Source organism: Microbacterium lacusdiani (assembly GCF_054779895.1).
The window spans coordinates 25,313-41,572 of the sequence record NZ_BAAGXJ010000006.1 but is presented as its reverse complement, the minus strand read 5'-3'; the positions used below and the strand labels follow the sequence as shown (position 1 = coordinate 41,572).

14 protein-coding genes and 1 tRNA gene are annotated in these 16,260 nt (G+C 71.7%); 5 read left to right on the top strand and 10 right to left on the bottom strand.

What is annotated here, in order from left to right; translation table 11 throughout:
- Positions 1–97 precede the first annotated feature (97 nt).
- From ACYVGN_RS06360 to ACYVGN_RS06350, 3 genes are all read left to right on the top strand, one after another.
- On the top strand, positions 98–2,737 hold the full coding sequence (locus ACYVGN_RS06360; protein WP_460789557.1) for a transglycosylase domain-containing protein: 2,640 nt from the start codon (positions 98–100) through the stop codon (positions 2,735–2,737).
- A complete protein-coding gene (locus ACYVGN_RS06355; protein ID WP_460789555.1) occupies positions 2,737–3,657 on the top strand; it encodes a metallophosphoesterase in 921 nt (306 codons plus the stop codon). The genes ACYVGN_RS06360 and ACYVGN_RS06355 overlap by 1 nt, the downstream gene beginning before the upstream one ends.
- Before the next feature lie 75 nt (positions 3,658–3,732).
- Positions 3,733–4,311 (top strand): hypothetical protein, encoded by a 579-nt coding sequence (locus ACYVGN_RS06350; RefSeq protein ID WP_460789553.1) that lies wholly within the window; start codon positions 3,733–3,735, stop codon positions 4,309–4,311.
- Positions 4,312–4,372: 61 nt separating this feature from the next.
- Here ACYVGN_RS06350 and ACYVGN_RS06345 read toward each other — a convergent pair.
- Positions 4,373–4,449: transfer RNA gene (locus ACYVGN_RS06345), tRNA-Pro, on the bottom strand.
- 112 nt (positions 4,450–4,561) lie between these two features.
- Here ACYVGN_RS06345 and ACYVGN_RS06340 point away from each other — a divergent pair.
- Positions 4,562–5,335, top strand: a complete 774-nt coding sequence (locus tag ACYVGN_RS06340) for an HAD-IIB family hydrolase (protein ID WP_055993704.1) — start codon at positions 4,562–4,564, stop codon at positions 5,333–5,335.
- A gap of 61 nt (positions 5,336–5,396) precedes the next feature.
- Here the strand turns inward: ACYVGN_RS06340 and ACYVGN_RS06335 are convergent, their stop codons facing one another.
- The 9 genes from ACYVGN_RS06335 to ACYVGN_RS06295 form a co-directional block, all read right to left on the bottom strand.
- Entirely contained in the window at positions 5,397–6,842 is a 1,446-nt protein-coding gene (locus tag ACYVGN_RS06335; RefSeq protein ID WP_460789551.1) for an alpha-hydroxy acid oxidase, read from the bottom strand.
- A 23-nt stretch (positions 6,843–6,865) separates the two neighbouring features.
- Positions 6,866–7,612 carry a FadR/GntR family transcriptional regulator gene (locus ACYVGN_RS06330; RefSeq protein WP_460789550.1) on the bottom strand — a complete coding sequence of 249 codons (747 nt, stop codon included), beginning with the start codon at positions 7,610–7,612 and terminating at the stop codon, positions 6,866–6,868.
- A gap of 103 nt (positions 7,613–7,715) precedes the next feature.
- Positions 7,716–8,735 carry a UDP-glucose 4-epimerase GalE gene (gene galE / locus ACYVGN_RS06325; protein WP_460789548.1) on the bottom strand — a complete coding sequence of 340 codons (1,020 nt, stop codon included), beginning with the start codon at positions 8,733–8,735 and terminating at the stop codon, positions 7,716–7,718.
- Positions 8,736–8,920: 185 nt separating this feature from the next.
- Positions 8,921–9,583 carry a thymidine kinase gene (locus tag ACYVGN_RS06320; protein WP_055993696.1) on the bottom strand — a complete coding sequence of 221 codons (663 nt, stop codon included), beginning with the start codon at positions 9,581–9,583 and terminating at the stop codon, positions 8,921–8,923.
- A 21-nt stretch (positions 9,584–9,604) separates the two neighbouring features.
- Positions 9,605–10,237 carry a hypothetical protein gene (locus ACYVGN_RS06315; protein WP_460789546.1) on the bottom strand — a complete coding sequence of 211 codons (633 nt, stop codon included), beginning with the start codon at positions 10,235–10,237 and terminating at the stop codon, positions 9,605–9,607.
- A 79-nt stretch (positions 10,238–10,316) separates the two neighbouring features.
- The gene (locus tag ACYVGN_RS06310) at positions 10,317–10,712 is read right to left on the bottom strand and encodes an NUDIX hydrolase (protein WP_055993690.1); all 396 of its coding nucleotides are present in this window, start codon (positions 10,710–10,712) and stop codon (positions 10,317–10,319) included.
- Positions 10,713–10,714: 2 nt separating this feature from the next.
- The gene (gene mqo / locus ACYVGN_RS06305) at positions 10,715–12,121 is read right to left on the bottom strand and encodes a malate dehydrogenase (quinone) (RefSeq protein WP_460789729.1); all 1,407 of its coding nucleotides are present in this window, start codon (positions 12,119–12,121) and stop codon (positions 10,715–10,717) included.
- Positions 12,122–12,266: 145 nt separating this feature from the next.
- Positions 12,267–13,343: an aspartate-semialdehyde dehydrogenase gene (locus tag ACYVGN_RS06300; protein ID WP_460789544.1), complete on the bottom strand. Its 1,077-nt coding sequence runs from the start codon at positions 13,341–13,343 to the stop codon at positions 12,267–12,269.
- Between the two features lie 931 nt (positions 13,344–14,274).
- Positions 14,275–15,582 carry an aspartate kinase gene (locus ACYVGN_RS06295; RefSeq protein ID WP_460789543.1) on the bottom strand — a complete coding sequence of 436 codons (1,308 nt, stop codon included), beginning with the start codon at positions 15,580–15,582 and terminating at the stop codon, positions 14,275–14,277.
- Positions 15,583–15,794: 212 nt separating this feature from the next.
- Here ACYVGN_RS06295 and ACYVGN_RS06290 point away from each other — a divergent pair, with 212 nt between their 5' ends.
- A complete protein-coding gene (locus ACYVGN_RS06290; RefSeq protein WP_460789542.1) occupies positions 15,795–16,256 on the top strand; it encodes a hypothetical protein in 462 nt (153 codons plus the stop codon).
- Positions 16,257–16,260: the final 4 nt, after the last annotated feature.

Genomic DNA, 16,260 nt, shown 5'->3' with positions numbered 1-16,260 from the left:
CGGGAGGCGGCGACGCGGCGCCGGGATCTGGGATGGGCCGGCCTGACGCGCCCGGCATCCGGAGGGCGTGTCCAGGCTGACGGCTTACGATCACCCTATGCCTCTTGCGAAAAGGACGGCCAGCGGTGTGCTCGGTGGCGTGCTCGGCCTCGTCGGTCTGAGCGCGGTCGCCGGTGTCCTCGTCACCGCCACGGTCACCCCGGCCATCGCCGTGTCGGGCTACGCCGCGTCGAGCGCGATCTCGCTGTTCGACAGCCTGCCGAGCTACCTCGAGGTCGACCAGCCCATGCTGCCGACCACGATCTACGTCGACGACCCCAACAGCGACGAGCCGTACCCGCTCGCGTCGTTCTACGACCAGAACCGCGTGCCCGTGGAGTACGACGAGGTCTCGACGATCATGTACGACGCGATCCTGTCGAGTGAGGACCCCCGCTACTACGAGCACGGCGGCGTCGACCTGATCGGCACGACGCGCGCGCTGATCAACAACGCCACGAGCAGCAGCACGCAGGGCGGCTCCTCCATCAGCCAGCAGTACGTCAAGAACGTGCTGATCCAGCAGTGCGAGAAGGATGCGCAGTCCGACGAGGAGAAGCAGGCCTGCTTCATCGAGGCGACCCAGGCCAAGGGCACCGAGGGCTATGCGCGCAAGCTGCAGGAGATGCGGTACGCGATCGCCATCGAGAAGGAGTACTCGAAGAACGACATCCTGCTCGGCTACCTCAACATCGCCAACTTCGGCGGTGTGACGTACGGCATCGAGGCCGCCGCCGAGTACTACTTCGACACCACGGCCAAGGACCTCACGATCGCGCAGGCGGCGACGCTCGCCGGCATCGTGCAGAACCCGAACTACTACCGGATCGATCAGCCCGACCGCGAGGACAACGGCGAGGCGAACGGCTACGCCGCGGCCAAGGACCGCCGCAACTACGTGCTGACGCGCCTGTTCGAAGACGGCAAGATCACCGAGGACGAGTACAAGGAGGCGCACGCCTCCGAGGTCGAGCCGAACATCCAGCCGCGCGAGCAGGGCTGCGTCGCGGCCGGCGGATCGGCGTACTTCTGCCAGTACGTCAAGAGCATCATCGAGAACGACCCGGCCTTCGGCGACTCCCCCGAGGAGCGCCGCGAGCTGCTGCGCCGCGGCGGCCTGAGCGTCCACACGACGCTCGACCTGAACGTGCAGCTGCCGGCCGAGCAGGCCATGCGCGACTACGCGCCGGCTCACGTCGACGGGATGGAGTTCGGCGCGACGGCCGTGACGCTCGAGGCGGACACGGGCAAGATCCTGGCGATGGCGCAGAACACGCGCTTCAGCGAGGACCCCTCCGTCATCGAGTCCGAGCCCGGCTACTCGTCGCTCGTGTACGCCAGCGATCGGACGCACGGCGGCTCGAACGGCTTCTCGGTGGGATCGACGTTCAAGGTGTTCACGCTGCTCGACTGGCTCGAGAAGGACCACTCGATCAACGAGGTGCTCAACGGCGTGAACCGCACGTCGTTCCCCGGCTTCAACTGCGACGGCAACCCGATCCCGCAGACGTCGAAGATCGGCAACTTCAACAACGTCGGCGGGTACACCGGCACGGTGCAGAGCTTCACGCGCGACTCGCTGAACTCGGGCTACCTGGCGATGGCGTCGCGCCTGAACCTGTGCGACATCATGCGCGTGGCCGACCGCCTGAACGTGAAGACCGGAGACGGCCAGCAGATCTCGACCATCGAGGGCCACCCCGTGCCCTTCGACATCCTCGGGTCGTTCAACATCGCCCCGATGGCGATGGCGTCGGTGTACGCGACGATCGCCAACAACGGCATGCAGTGCCCGCCGAAGGCGATCGAGAAGGTCGTCGACGCCAACGGCGAGGAGATGCCGCTGCCCCAGTCGAAGTGCGAGCAGAAGCTCTCCCCCGAGGTGGCCGCGACAGCGGCGTCGGCCCTGTCCACCGTGATGAACAGCGGCGGCACCGGCACCCCTGCCCGCGCGGCCGACGGCGTCCCCGTGATCGGCAAGACCGGTACGCACGAGAAGTGGCAGACGTCGATGATCCAGTCGTCCACCAAGGCCACGACGGCGGTGTGGGTCGGCAACGCCCGCGGCGAGGTCGACGTATTCCGCACGTGGGTCAACGGCTGGCAGATGTCGCAGCTGCGCTTCCAGATCTCCCGGGCCGTGCAGGGCGCCGCGAACGCGGCCTACCCCGGCGGCGAGTTCCCGCCGGCCGACCCGAACCTGACGCGCCGCATCCTCGTGACGCTGCCGAACGTGGTCGGCATGTCGGTCGCCGACGCCGAGCGGACGCTGCGCGCGGCCGGCTTCGGCGTCAGCGTGGGCGCCCCGGTCCCGGGCTCGCGCCCGGCCGGTGTCGTCGAGACGCAGGATCCGCCCTCGGGCCGCGTCGCGAGCGGCACGACCGTGACGATCTCGCCGAGCAACGGCCAGGGCGCGCAGGTGCCCGATGTGCGCGGCCAGGCGCCGAGCGCGGCGGTCGCCGCGATCCAGGGGGCCGGCTTCGCGAACGTGTCGCTCGGCCCGTGTCGAGACAACGGCGAGGCCGGGGCGGGCCGGGCGATCGGCACGGATCCCGCCGCCGGCACCGTGACGAACCGCTCGACCGCGGTCGTCGTGCACTACGAAGCCGCCGACTGCGATGGCGGCGGCGGTGACGGCCGCGGCGAGGGCGGCGGCAACGGGAACGGCAACGGCGGCGGCAACGGGAACGGCGACTAGTGGCGTCGGCCTCGCGGAGCGCGCTGACGGCGCTGGCCGCCGTCGGCGCGGCCGGCGCGGCGGCCGCCGTCTGGGGCGTCGGCATCGAGCGTCAGCTGTTCACGGTCCGGCGCCACGTGGTGCGGCTCCTGGACCGCGGCGCGACGCCCATCCGGATCCTGCACATCTCGGACGCCCACATGGCTCCCTGGCAGCGCCGCAAGCGGCAGTGGATGGCCGGACTCGTCGCCCTGCGCCCCGATCTCGTGATCAGCACGGGCGACAGCCTCGGTCACGCCGACGGCATCGCCGGCATCCGTGAGGCCCTCGCGCCGCTCCGGGGCGTGCCCGGGGTGTTCGTGCACGGGTCGAACGACTACTGGGGCCCCGGGCCCCGCAATCCGTTCCACTACTTCCGTGGTCCCTCGGAGCGCGCCCCCAAGGCCGTCCGGCTCGACACCGAGGCCCTCGACGGGTTCATGACGGACGAGCTCGGCTGGGTCGACGTCGACAACGGCGCGACGACGCTCACGGTGCGGGGCAGCCGCATCCGGTTCGTGGGCGTCGCCGACGCCCACCACGACTCGGACGACCTGGACGCCGCCGCGGCCGCGCTGGCCGACGAGCCGGACGCCCCGCTCACGCTCGGCGTCGCGCACGCGCCGTACCGTCGCGTGCTCGACGGCTTCACCGCCCTCGGCGCCGACATGCTCTTCGCGGGGCACACACACGGCGGACAGGTGCGCGTGCCGTTCTACGGCGCGCTCGTGGCGAACTGCGACATCCCGCTGCGCCAGGCCCGCGGCCTGTCGATGTGGACGCACCGCGGGCGCATCGTGCCGCTCAACGTCAGCGCCGGCCTCGGCCACTCGATCTACGCCCCGGTGCGCTTCGCGTGCCGCCCCGAGGTCTCCCTCATCACCCTCGCGCCCCGCGCGTAGACCCCGACGCCCGTTCGGCGACGAGCCGTCCGAGGTGCCCGGAGCCGCCGAGGACCGCTGGCAGGATGGGCGGCGATGATTCCCGTCGAGATCAAGCCCGTCGCGCTGCCGCAGAGCCTGGACGTCCCCGGCGCGCGGGACTTCCGCGACTACGCCGAGATCGTGGGCGTCGTGACCAACGAGCAGACCGGCGGAGGCGCGGCCCTCGACACGGCCGTCGAGCTGCTGGCCGAGCTGTGGGACGAGCACGACGCGCTCCGCACGGCGCTGCTCGCGCGCAGCGGGACGCGGGCGGTCGGCGCGGCGCACATCGCCGCGCCCCGCGGGGGCCTGCACGCCGACATCGCGGTGTACGTGCCCCGGCGCAGCGCCGGCCTGGAGGGCCTGCTCATCGCGGCGGCCGAGGACCAGGCGCGTCGCTACGGGCGCGTCCGGGTGCGCGCGGTCACCGTGCACCGCTCGGATCTCGGCGGCGACGCGATCGTCGCGGTGGGCGGCGAGGGCGCCGTGCCGCGCGACCCCCAGGCGCGGGCCCACGCCGAGGCCGGCTACGCCCTGCGCGGCGTGCTGCACCACGACGCGGGCGACGGCCTCGCCGACACCGGCGGAACGGACTACCTCACCGCCGCGTGGCTGCGCACGCTGACGGTCTGATCGGGTCGCGTCCTCCGCAGACGAGAAGAGGGACCCGCCTGTCGGCGGGTCCCTCTTCTGCTGGTCGGGGTGACAGGATTTGAACCTGCGGCCTCTTCGTCCCGAACGAAGCGCGCTACCAAGCTGCGCCACACCCCGTTTTGCAACCCTGCAAGTCTACCTGATGCCGGGCGGTGCCACGAACCGCGCCCGGCCTGCGCGTGCCGCCGGGCTTCGCAGGCTCTCAGGGCGACGTCGTAGGCTGGAGGCCATGACCTTCGCGCCCCGGGTCGTCGCCTTCGATCTCGACGACACCCTCGCCCCCTCGAAGAGCCCGATCGATCCGCGCATCGGCGAGCTGCTGATCGCACTGGCCGACCGGGTCGAGGTCGCGATCATCTCGGGCGGGCAGATCGTGCAGTTCCGCACCCAGGTGGTCGAGCGGCTGCCGGAGGCGCCGTCCGAGACGCTGTCGCACATCCACCTGCTGCCCACGTGCGGCACGCAGTACTTCCGCTTCCAGGGCGACGAGCTCGTCATGCTCTATGCGCAGGACCTGACGCCGGACGAGAAAAGGCGCGCGCTGACCGCCGTCGAGGAGGAGGCGAAACGCCTGGGCCTGTGGGAGTCGCAGACCTGGGGCGACATCCTCGAGGACCGCGGCTCGCAGATCACGTTCTCGGCGCTCGGCCAGGCCGCGCCGGTCGACGCCAAGAAGGCGTGGGACCCCACGGGCGAGCGCAAGTCCGCCCTCCGCGACGCCGTGGCCCTGCGCGTGCCCGACCTCGAGGTGCGCTCCGGCGGGTCCACGTCGGTCGACATCACCCGCAAGGGCATCGACAAGGCCTACGGAATGCGCCGCCTGGCCGAGGAGACGGGCATCTCGCTCGCCGACATGCTGTTCTACGGCGACCGCCTGGACCCGGACGGCAACGACTTCCCCGTGCTCGCCATGGGCGAGGTCGAGTGCGTCTCGGTCGAGGGCTGGGAGGACACGGCCGACAAGCTCGACGCGCTCATCCCGACGCTCGGCGTGCGCGTCTGACGCGAGCTTCCACGCGAACGGGGCCCCGGATCATCCGGGGCCCTGTTCGCGCCTGAGGGCGTCAGTCGGCGACGGCCTTCTCGGCGGCCTCCACGGCCTCCGAGGACTGCTCGACCGCCTCGAGCGGCGTCGTGCCGGCCTCGGCGGCCGTCTCGGCCGCGGGGGTCTTCGCGGCGGCCTTCGTGCGGGGCTTCGCGGCCGCCTTGCTCGCGGCGCGCGGCGTGCGCACGGGCGCGGACGTCGGGGCGAGCACCTCGGCGCCCTCGCCGTAGGCCACGGGCACCGGCAGCACGCGCGTCAGCTGCGTCACGTGGCGCGGCTCGAGCTCCTCGAGCGACTGCACGCCGAGCAGCTTCATGGTGCGCTCGATCTCGCTCCGCAGGATCGCGATCGTGCGGTCCACGCCCGCGCGGCCGCCGGCCATCAGGCCGTACAGGTACGCGCGGCCGATGAGCGTGAACTTCGCGCCCAGCGCCACCGAGGCGACGATGTCGGCGCCGTTCATGATGCCGGTGTCGATCATCACCGTGGCGTCCCTGCCGACCTCGCGCACCACGCGCGGCAGCAGGTGGAACGGGATCGGCGCGCGGTCGAGCTGGCGGCCGCCGTGGTTCGAGAGCACCAGGCCGTCGACGCCCATGTCGATGAGCTTCACGGCGTCGGGGACGTTCTGCACGCCCTTGATCACGATCTTGCCGGGCCACAGCTCGCGGATCGTGGCGAGGTCCTCGTAGCTGATGGTCGGGTCCATGGCCTGGCCGATCAGGTCGCCGACCGTGCCGCCGGTCGACTTGAGCGAGGCGAACTCGAGCTTGGGCGTCGTGAGGAAGTCGAACCACCACCACGGGCGCGGCAGCGTGTCGAGGACGGTCTTGACGGTCAGCTGCGGCGGGATCGAGAAGCCGTTGCGGTAGTCGCGCATCCGGTTGCCCGCGACGGGAGTGTCGACCGTGAAGTGCAGCGTGTCGAAGCCGGCCGCGGCCGCACGCTCGACGAGGCCGTACGACACCTCGCGGTCGCGCAGCACGTACAGCTGGAACCAGTTGCGGCCATCCGGGTTGGCGGCCTTGACGTCCTCGATCGACGTCGTGCCGAGCGTCGAGAGCGTGAACGGGATGCCCGCGGCGCCCGCCGCGCCGGCGCCGGCGATCTCACCCTCGGTCTGCATCAGGCGCGTGAAGCCCGTGGGGGCGATGCCGAACGGCATGGCGCTGGGGCCGCCCAGGATCTCCGTCGACGTGTCGACGTCCTCGGCGGGGCGCAGGATGTCCGGGTGGAACTCGATGTCCTCGAACGCCTGGCGCGCGCGCAGGATCGACAGCTCGCCCTCGGCGGCTCCGTCGGTGTAGTCGAACGCGGCCGCGGGCGTGCGCCGCTTCGCGATCGCCCGCAGGTCGTAGATCGTCAGGGCGTCCTGCAGGCGGCGCTGCCTGCCGTTGAACGTGGGCTTCTTGAACTGGACGTACTCGAAGATGTCCTTCGGGTTGGGGAGCTGGCGCTTGACCATTGGGGATCCTCTCTCGGGTCGGTTCACGCGTCCGCGCCGGCGGGAGCTCCGCCGAGCGCGTGCGTGCGCGTGTAGAAGCCGGTGATGTGGGTGCGGATGCGCTCGCGCGCGAGCTCCGGATCGCCGGAGCGCACGGCGTCCAGGACGGCCGCGTGCTCGGCGCGCAGCCCGGCCACCAGCGCGGGCCAGTCGGGCACGGCGGCGGCGCCCTCGCGCGCGTAGGACTCGATCGCGGTGCGCAGGCCCGCCATGACGGCCACGACGACCGCGTTGCCGGACGCCTCGGCGAGCGACAGGTGGAAGCGCGCGTCGAGCGCGAGGAAGTCGTCGGGGTCGAGCCCGTCGGCGGCCATGGCGGCGAGCAGGCTGTCGGGCTCGGCGAGGTCGAGCACCTCGCCTTCGCGCGCGCGGGCGGCGAGCGCCTCGACGACCGAGGCCTCGAGCACGGCGCGGGTCGCCACCACGTCGGCGAGCGGGAAGCCCTGCGCCGCGAGCTGCAGGCGCAGCAGGGTCGCGAGCCCGCCCTGCGGGGCCGCGACGATCATGGCGCCGGCGGACGGGCCCGATCCGGTCGCCGTGCGCACGAGCCCCATCGACTCCAGCACCCGCAGCGCCTCGCGGACACTCGAGCGGCCGACGCCGAGCTTCGCGGCGAGGTCGCGCTCGCCGGGTAGGCGGTCGCCCGGCGCGAGGCGACCCTCCAGCAGGTCAGCCTCGATCCGCTCGAGCACGGAGCGCCACGCGCGCGGCGAGATCTCGTCCTGCGCCATGACACCCCCTTCGCTGTGGTCCGACCACACTACCGCGGTGTGGTCAGACCACGCAACGAGCCCGCCCCGCGGGTGCGGGACGGGCTCCGTGAGAGGCGGGGGCTCAGCCCTCGTAGCCGCCGGGGTTGTTCTGCTGCCAGTGCCAGACGTCGCGGGTCATGTCATCGATCGTCAGGCGCGCCTTCCAGCCCAGCTCGCGCTCGGCCTTGCCCGGGTCGCAGTAGGTCGCGGCGAGGTCGCCCGGGCGACGCGGCGCGATCTGCTTGGGCAGCTCGCGACCGATCGCCTTCTCGAACGACGCGATCAGCTCGAGCACGCTGACCGGGCGGCCCGTGCCGAGGTTGTACGCCTCGAAGCCGGGCTTCGCCTTCTCGAGCGCCGCGACGTGCCCCTCGGCCAGGTCGACGACGTGGATGTAGTCGCGCTGGCCCGTGCCGTCCGGGGTGTCGTAGTCGTCGCCGAAGACGTTGATCACGTCGAGGCGGCCGACCGCCACGCGCGCCACGAAGGGCATGAGGTTGTTCGGGATGCCCTGCGGGTCCTCGCCGATCAGGCCCGACTCGTGCGCGCCGACCGGGTTGAAGTAGCGCAGCGACGTGATGCTCACCTCGGGGTTCACGCGCTGGACGTCCTGCAGCACGACCTCGTTCATGAGCTTGGTCTTGGAGTACGGGTTCGACAGCTCGACGAGGTCGCGCGTGGCCTCCTCGGTGAACGGCAGGTCGGCCGGGTCGGAGTAAACGGTGCCGGTGCTCGAGAACACGAACGACCGGATGCCGCGCGCCAGCCCGACGCGCAGCAGCGCGAACGTCGAGTCGAGGTTGTTCGCGTAGTAGTCGAGCGGCCGCTGGGTCGACTCCCCCACCGCCTTGTGCGCGGCGAAGTGGATGATCGCGTCGAACGGGCCGTGCTCCGTGAACGCCTGCTCGACGATCTCATCGTCGGCCGCGTCCCCGATCACGAGGGGAGCCTTCTTGCCGGTGATCTGCTCGATCCGCTGCTCGACGACCGCACTGGTGTTGTCGAGGTTGTCGAGCAGGACCACCTCGTGGCCCGCGTCCAGCAGGGAGACGGCCGTGTGGGCGCCGATGTACCCGGCGCCGCCGGCAAGGAGAACCTTCATGGCTCCATCCTTTCAGAACCGGATCGCCCCGAGGTGCCGCGTCTCGACCCGCCACCCTGCGAGCGCAGCGAGCGTGGAGCGAAGCGACCCCCGCAGCGCGAAGCGCTGCCGAACGGAGCGTCAGCGACGTTCCTCGCTCGCGAGTGTCCGGCGCGGAGCGTCGGCGCGAGCGTGCGAGACGCTTCTCAAGAAGAAGGCGCGAGCACTCCGCCCGATTCCTGCAGGTAACACGCACCGCAGAGCGACTCGTACGTGACGAAGTGCTCGTCGCGCACCGCGGCGGTGGCGGCATCGATCGCGACCTGGTCGCCGTCGAACACGAACCGGCCGCCGATCACGCGGCCGTTGAACAGCGCCTTGCGCCCGCAGCGGCAGATGGTCTTGAGCTCCTCCAGCGAGTGCGCGATCTCCAGCAGCCGGCGTGATCCGGGGAACGCCTCGGTGCGGAAGTCGGTGCGGATGCCGTAGGCCATGACGGGGATGCCGTCCTCGACCGCGATCCGGAAGACGTCGTCGACCTGCGCGGGGGTCAGGAACTGCGCCTCGTCGATCAGCAGGCACGCGACGTCGGCGGGGGCCTCTCCGGGGATCAGCGCGCCCTCCTCGGCGCGCACGCGCTCCCGGTGCGCGCGGAACAGCTCGCGCGCGGAGTCGCCCGGCCGGATGAGGAAGTCGACCTTGCGCGTCATGCCGAGCCGGGACTCGACCTGGTCGGCGCCCTTGGTGTCGATCGCGGGCTTGGCCAGCAGCACGCGCTGCCCGCGCTCCTCGTAGTTGTAGGCCGCCTGCAGCAGCGCGGTGGACTTCCCCGAGTTCATCGCGCCGTAGCGGAAGTACAGTTTGGCCACGGATCCAGCCTAGGGCCGGCCTCAGCCGAGCCCGAGCAGCGGGGCGACGAGGCTCCAGGCGCCGTACAGCGCCAGCGAGCCGCCGCCCACCGCGGCCGTCACGATGCCCGTGCGGCGCAGGCTCCGCGATCCGGGTGCCCGGCGCAGCCGCCCGCGGCGCACGATGGGCTCGACCGCCGTGACCGCCTGTGTGGCGGCCGCCGTGCTGCGCAGCTCGATCGGCGCGAGGGGCGAGCCCGTCCACTTCTCGACGCCCCACGCGGCGGCCTTGACGGCGTGCACGCGCAGCGCGCTGCCGGGCTTCGCGGGGGCGCTCAGGTGCCGCGCGGTCTTGGACACGTGCTCCGCGTCACGCAGCCCGGCCTCGGCGACCGACACGGCGAGCGCGTGCAGTCGCCTGCGGGCGCCCTTGCGGAGCATGGGGTCGCTCGCGCGCGCGTCGATCCGGTGCATGGTCGCCCGCACGTCATCGAGCACGGCGTGGGCGTCGGCCACGTACCGCGCAGCCTGGCGGTTGTCGCCCAGCGCGAGGAAGCCGGCCTCCTCGCCGATGCGGTCCACCGCCTGGTCGAATGCGAGCACCACGTGACGCGGGTCGGACGCGAGCGGGTCGAGCGGGCCGGTGCGCGGCAGGCGGGGATCGGGCGCGGTCATCCGGATCTCCTCCCGTCGCGTGGCTCGCCCTCCAGGATACGAGGATGCACCGACAGCGGACCCGGGGAATCCGCCGGGATCAGGCGAGCTGGACGAGCAGCGGGAACACCAGGTCGAGGTTGAGCGGCGCCTGCGCGTCGTCCGGGTCGGCCGGATCGGCCCAGCGCAGGTCGTCGATCTCGGCCTGCGCCACCGGATCCACGGGCTCCCGCGTCACGAACACGGTCGCCCGCAGCGCGTGGCCCGCCTCGTTCGCGGCGTGCGAGTCGAACTCGCCGAGCGGCCGCAGCGCATCCGGCCCGATCTCGATGCCGAGCTCCTCGCGCACCTCGCGCACGGCGGTGTCGATCGCGCGCTCCCCCGCCTCGGGCTTGCCGCCGGGCAGCATGTACCGCTGCGTGCCGCGCTTGCGCACGGTGAGCACACGGCCGTCGTCGCGCAGGAACGCGATCGCCGAGACCGTGATCGACGGCACGATCAGGCCGTGATGCCGAGCGCCTGCGCGGTCGCCTGCGTGTTGGCGGCGGCCTTCGCGGGGTCGTCGTTGAGGAAGTCACCGTAGCTCGGGATGAGCTCGCGCAGCTTCGGCTCCCACTCGCCGAGGCGATCCGGGAAGCACGACTCGATCAGGTTGAGCATGATCGTCGCCGCGGTCGAGGCGCCCGGCGAGGCGCCCAGCAGGCCCGCGATGGACCCGTCGGCGGCGGCGACCACCTCGGTGCCGAACTGGAGCTTGCCGCCCTTCATGACCTGGGCGCGCTGGCCGGCCTGGATGAGCTCCCAGTCCTCGTCCTTCGCGGTGGGCATGAACTCGCGCAGGCTCTCGAGCTTCTTCGCGCGGCTCTTGAGCAGCTCGCTGACCAGGTACTTCACGAGGTCGAGGTTCGTCGCGCCGACCTTGAGCATCGAGCCCAGGTTGTGGGCGCGGACCTGCGTGACGATGTCGAGCAGCGACCCGTCCTTGAGGAACTTGGGGCTGAACGTCGCGAACGGGCCGAACATGAGCGATCCCTCGCCGTCGACCATGCGCGCGTCAAGGTGCGGCACCGACATGGGCGGCGCGCCCACGGCGGCCTGCGAGTACACCTTGGCCCGGTGCTGCGCCACGACCGCCGGGTTGGACGTCTTGAGGAACTGGCCGCCGATCGGGAACACGCCGTAGCCGCGGATCTCGCGGATGCCCGCGCCCTGCAGCAGCTTGATGGCCCAGCCGCCGGCGCCGACGAACACGAAGCGAGCGCGCAGCTCACCCGGGGTCTTGCCGACCTTGTGGCGGTACTTCACGAGCCACGTGCCGTCCTTCTGGCGGCGGAGCTTGCGCACCTCGTGGTTGAGGCGCAGGTCGAGACCGTTCTCGGTGAGGTGGTCGAACAGCTGGCGGGTGAGCGCGCCGAAGTCGACGTCGGTGCCGGACGGCGCGCGCGTGGCCGCAAACGGCTCGTCCTTCTTGAGGCGCTTCTGCATGAGCAGCGGCGCCCACTGGTTGATGACGCGCGAGTCCTCGGAGTACTCGATGCCCGCGAACAGCGGCTGGTCCTTCAGGACCTCGTAGCGGCGGCGCAGGTACGCGACGTCCTTCTCACCGCGCACGAACGTCATGTGCGGGGTGGCGTTGATGAAGGTCTTCGGCTCGTCGAGCACGCCCTTGGCGATCAGCGACGCCCACAGCTGGCGGCTCTGCTGGAACTGCTCATTGATCTGGATCGCCTTGGAGGGGTCCTCGGCGTTCGGCATGTAGTTCAGCTCGCACAGCGCGGCGTGACCGGTTCCGGCGTTGTTCCACGCGTTGGAGCTCTCCTGCGCGACCTCGCCCTGTCGCTCGAACGCGACGATGTTCCAGTCGGGCTGAAGTTCTTTGAGGAGGGTGCCCAGGGTGGCGCTCATGATTCCGCCACCGATGAGCACGACGTCGACGGTTTCGCTCACCGGACCAGTCTAGGCGGCGCGAAGAGGGCGCCCTGACCACTCAGGGCCGCAAGAACCGGGGTTCTTGCGGCCCTGTGAACGGGGTCGCCGGGGCGTCCGAGACTCAGACGGCGGCGCGGGCCTGCAGGTCGGCCGCGACGAGCTCGGCGATCTGCACGGCGTTGAGCGCGGCGCCCTTGCGGAGGTTGTCGTTCGAGACGAACAGCGCCAGGCCCTTGCCGCCCGGCGCCGACAGGTCGGGCCGAATGCGGCCGACGTAGCTCGGGTCCTTGCCGGCGGCCTCGAGCGGGGTCGGGACCTCCTCGAGCGCGACGCCGGGGGCGTCGGCGAGCAGCTCGCGGGCGCGCTCGGGCGTGATCTCGCGCGCGAACTCGGCGTTGATGCTGAGCGAGTGGCCCGTGAAGACGGGGACGCGGACGCACGTGCCCGAGACGCGGAGCTCGGGGAGCTCGAGGATCTTGCGGCTCTCGTTGCGGAGCTTCTTCTCCTCGTCGGTCTCGTTGAGGCCGTCCTCGACGAGGTTGCCGGCGAACGGCACGACGTCGAACGCGATGGGCGCGACGTACTTCTCCGGGGCCGGGAACTCGACGGCCGAGCCGTCGCGCACGAGACCGAGGACGTCGTCCTGCGCGAGCACGGCCTTGGCCTGGCCGTACAGCTCGTTGGCGCCGGCGAGGCCCGAGCCGGACACGGCCTGGTAGGTGCTGACGACGAGACGCTCGAGGCCGGCCTCGGCGTCGAGCACCTTCAGCACGGGCATGGCGGCCATGGTGGTGCAGTTCGGGTTCGCGATGATGCCCTTCTGGGCCTCGGCGATCGCATGAGGGTTGACCTCGCTGACGACGAGCGGCACCTCGGGGTCCATGCGCCACGCGCTGGAGTTGTCGATCACGACGGCGCCGGCCTCGGCGAAGCGGGGCGCGTGCGCGCGGCTGCCGGTGGCGCCGGCGGAGAAGAGGGCGATGTCGATGCCGGACGGGTCGGCGGTCGCGACGTCCTCGACCACGACGTCGACGCCCTGGAACTCGATGGTCGTGCCGGCCGAGCGCTCGGTGGCGAACAGGCGCAGCTCGCGGATCGGGAAGCCCCGCTCGACGAGGATCTCGCGCATGACGGTGCCGACCTGTCCGGTGGCGCCGACGACGGCGAGGGAGATTCCTGATTCTGCGATGCGGGTCATGACGGATCCTTGATGATGCGGGTGGGGTTGGTCGATTCTACCGGCGCTCGGCTGCGCCCCCGCCCGCTGTGACGCCTCCCGCCTCGGGAGCGGCAGGATCCGCACGTCGGATGTCCGGATGCCGCCGCCCAGCGGCATCCACCCCCGGTCGTTGAGCGGAGGCGCGCCAGCGCCGGAGCCGAAACGCCGCCGGCCCTCCCCGACCGGCCGGGCCGCTTCCGCCCGTTTCGTCTCCGCTTCGCTCCGCTCAACGACCGACACCCTTCCCCGGTCGTTGAGCGGAGGCGCGCCAGCGCCGGAGCCGAAACGCCGCTGGCCCTCCCCGACCGGCCGGGACGCGTCAGCCCGTTTCGACTCCTCGCTGGCGCTAGTCGCTCAACGACCACCGGGGTGCCCGGCTTCGACTCGCTCCGCTCTGGGCCCACGCGGCGAGGGGCCCCGCGCGCCGCGAAGCGGCGTGTGGGGTAGCCGTGGGGATCAGCCCGTTTCGTCTCCGCTTCGCTCCGCTCAACGACCGGCACCCACCCCCGGTCGTTGAGCGGAGGCGCGCCAGCGCCGGAGCCGAAACGTCGCCGACCGTCCGGGCCGCGTCAGCACGGTTCGACTCCTCGCTGACGCTCGTCGCTCAACGACCACAGGGCAGCCCGGCTTCGACTCGCTCCGCTCTGGGCCCACGCGGCGAGGGGCCCCGCGCGCCGCGAAGCGGCGTGTGGGGTAGCCGTGGGGATCAGCCCGTTTCGTCTCCGCTTCGCTCCGCTCAACGACCGGCAAGAAACTCCGGTCATCTACGGTCGTGCGAGCGAAGCGAGCGTGCCGCGGATGCGGCCAAACGCAGCGCGAAGCGCTGCCGAACGGAGCGTCAGCGACGTTCCTCGCTCGCGAGTGTCCGGCGCGGAGCGTCGGCGCGAGCGTGCGAGACGCTTCTAGAAAATCAGCGTCCGGTGCCGGCGTAGACCGTGGCTTCGATCTCGCTGTCGAGGCCGTAGGCCGAGTGGACGACGCGGGCGGCCTCGTGCACGTCGTCGTTGCGGACGACGACCGAGATGCGGATCTCGCTGGTCGAGATCATCTCGATGTTGATGCCGGCCTTGCTGAGCGCCTCGAACAGCGTCAGCGAGACGCCCGAGTGCGTGCGCATGCCGGCGCCCACGACGGACAGCTTGCCGATCTGGTCGTCGTGCACGACGTTCTCGTAGCCGAGTGTCTCCTTCTCGGCCGTGAGCACCTTGAGCACCTCGGCGGCCGAGGGCTTCGGCAGCGTGAACGAGATGTCGGTGCGGCCGGGCGACGCGCTCTGCACGTTCTGCACGATCATGTCGATGTTCGCGCCCGTCTTGGCGACGAGGGCGAAGATCGCGGCGGCCGATCCGGGGACGTCCGGCACGCCGACGACCGTGATCTTGGCCTGGCTCTGGTCGATCGCGACGCCCGCGACGACGGGCTCCTCCATGCCGGTGACGTCGGTCACGTCGGTCTCCTTCTTCGCGTGGCGGGGGTGGGCCATGCCCTCCCCCAGGACGTAGGTTCCCTCGTTCGCCGTGAACGTGGAGCGCGCGTGGATGAGCACGCCGTGGCGGCGCGCGTACTCGACGGCGCGGATGTAGAGCACCTTGGCGCCGTTGGCGGCGAGCTCGAGCATCTCCTCGGCCGAGACGTGGTCGAGCTTGCGCGCGAGCGGCACGACGCGCGGGTCGGCGGTGAAGATGCCGTCCACGTCGCTGTAGATCTCGCAGACGTCGGCCTCGAGCGCCGCCGCGAGGGCGACGGCCGTGGTGTCCGAGCCGCCGCGGCCGAGCGTGGTGATGTCCTTGGTGTCCCGGTTGAAGCCCTGGAAGCCGGCCACGATGACGATCGCGCCGTCGTCCAGCGCCTCGCGCACGCGGACCGGGGTGACGTCGACGATGCGCGCCGAGCCGTGGTCGGCGGTCGTGATCATGCCGGCCTGGCTGCCCGTGAACGAGCGGGCCTCGTAGCCCATCGAGTGGATCGCCATGGCGAGCAGCGCCATCGAGATGCGCTCGCCGCTCGAGAGCAGCATGTCGAGTTCGCGCGGCGCCGGGAGGGGCGCGACCTGCGACGCGAGGTCGAGCAGCTCGTCGGTGGTGTCGCCCATGGCGCTGACGGCCACGACCACGTCGTTGCCGGCCCGGCGGGTGTCGACGATGCGCTTCGCGACGCGTTTGATGCTCTCGGCGTCGGCGACCGACGAGCCGCCGAACTTCTGCACGATCAGTGCCACTGCTGCTCGCTCCAGAGGGGTGGGGACCGGACGCCGCGGGTTCGGCGCCCTGCTGACATCTTAGGAGCGCGCCCGAGTGCTCCCCGACGATGTGACATCCCGCCCTTCCGCTCGCTCACGGCGCGTGCGTCCTGCGCGCGCGGGCCCTTATCGATTGCGCAGTTCGGGCATATCCTGCGACCACACGCCGCTTTCGTGCGAAGGGGACGACGATGACGACGAGCTCTGCGGCGCAGGCCCCGCTGGGTGTCAGGATCGCGCACACGCTGGCGGTCGGGTTCGCGTGGGCCGGCGGCATCCTGCTGGCGGGCGGTCTCCTGACGGGCGGGCTCCTCGGCAGCCTCGGCGCGGTCGGCGGGCTGCTCGTGCTGGCGATCGTCCTGCTCGTGGCCGCGGCGGTGCTCCGGATGGCGGTGCGCACTACCGCGCGTCGCGCCCGCTCCCGCGCTCTCGCCGGCATGGATCCGACGGTCGCGACCACGGCCGTGGTGGCCGCCACGGCCGTGAACATCGGATGGTGGGACGGCTTCGTCGGCGGGACGGGCTTCTTCGGCGGCGACGGATCCGGCGACGGATCCGGCTCCGGCGGGTGGGACGGCGGCGGCTCGTCCGGCGGTGGCTGGGGCGGAGACGGCGGCGGCGGGTTCGGCGGAGACGGCGGCGGCGGGGTCTGACGCC